We start from the raw sequence: 1,187 nt of genomic DNA, 5'->3' as shown, positions 1-1,187 counted from the left end.
TGCCCGGTGTGCCGCTCTTGCCCGATGTGCCGCTCTTGCCCGGTGCCGTTTTGCGGTGCCGGCCGGCCCTTGCATTGCAAGCGGGGCGACCGGCGGCCGGAATCCGGCCGGTCGCGGCAGCGCTGCCATCGAACGGGCACGGACCGGTGCCACTGTTGTCGCCCTCAAGTCCTCTGACCCGGAACCCGGAGATCTGCGATGTGGAATGAGCGAGAGCCGGACGAGACCCTTGCCGTGGATGTCGGTGGCCACCGCGTGGCCACTTATTCCTTCGGCAGCGGGCCGGATGCCGTGCTGTGCCTTGCCGGCGGGCCGGGCCTGCCGTGCGATTATCTGCGCGCTGCCCATTCCTTTCTGGCCGGTCACGGCCTGCGGGTCGTGACCTTCGATGCGCTGGGCTGCGGCGCTTCCGACCGGCCGGCGGACCCGGCCTTCTGGTCGCTGGAAGGCTCTGTGCGCCAGATCGAGGCTGTGCGCGTCGCGCTGGGGCTTCAGCAGATGGTCGTGCTCGGTCACTCGTGGGGCGGGTGGCTGGCCATCGAATATGCGCTCACGCATCCGCAGGCCGTGCGCGCGCTGGTGCTGGAGAACACAGCGGCCGACCTGCCGCACCTCGGGCAGGAACTGGCACGCCTGCGCCTGCCGCTGGGCGAGCAGACCGTGACCATGATGGCGGCCTATGAGGCGGCCGGTGAGTTCGACCATCCGGAATATATGGCGGCGATCACGCTGCTGACCTATCGCCACGTCTGCCGCCTCAAGCGCGCACCCCGGCCGCTGGAACGCTCCCTGCGTGCGTGGAACAGGGCGCCCTATGAGGCGATGCGGGGCCCGAACACCTTTCTGTCGACCGGCACGCTGAAGCACTGGAGCCGGCTTGCCGACCTGCACCGCATCCGGGTTCCGGTGCAGATCATGGTCGGCCGCTACGATGCCCACACGCCGGCCTGCGCGGAAAAGATGCGGGCGCGCCTGCCGCATGCCGAACTGGTGATTTTCGAGCACTCCAGTCACATGCCGTTCTATGAGGAGCCGAAGGCCTTCGACGACGCCCTGCTGCCTTTCCTGCGGCGCGTGCAGGCCGCGGCTGTCTGACACGCCGCCGCCTGACACGGCAGGGCGCCCGGCGTCCTGTCTCTGCTTTCTCGTCCTCCCGGCCTGTCTTTCGCTGCAGCCCGTCTTTCGCC

General features: G+C 69.0%; 1 protein-coding gene. It reads left to right on the top strand.

Translation table 11 applies throughout. The features are described from left to right. Nucleotides 1-198: 198 nt before the first annotated feature. Nucleotides 199-1,095, top strand: a complete 897-nt coding sequence (locus V7067_RS00295) for a proline iminopeptidase-family hydrolase (protein ID WP_334173865.1) — start codon at nt 199-201, stop codon at nt 1,093-1,095. The last annotated feature ends 92 nt before the right edge of the window (nt 1,096-1,187 follow it).

It is taken from the genome of Pseudoxanthobacter sp., assembly GCF_036822375.1.
GTDB lineage: Bacteria > Pseudomonadota > Alphaproteobacteria > Rhizobiales > Segnochrobactraceae > Pseudoxanthobacter.
Note: the sequence above shows the minus strand (reverse complement) of the source record. Positions and strands in the feature narration are given on the sequence as shown.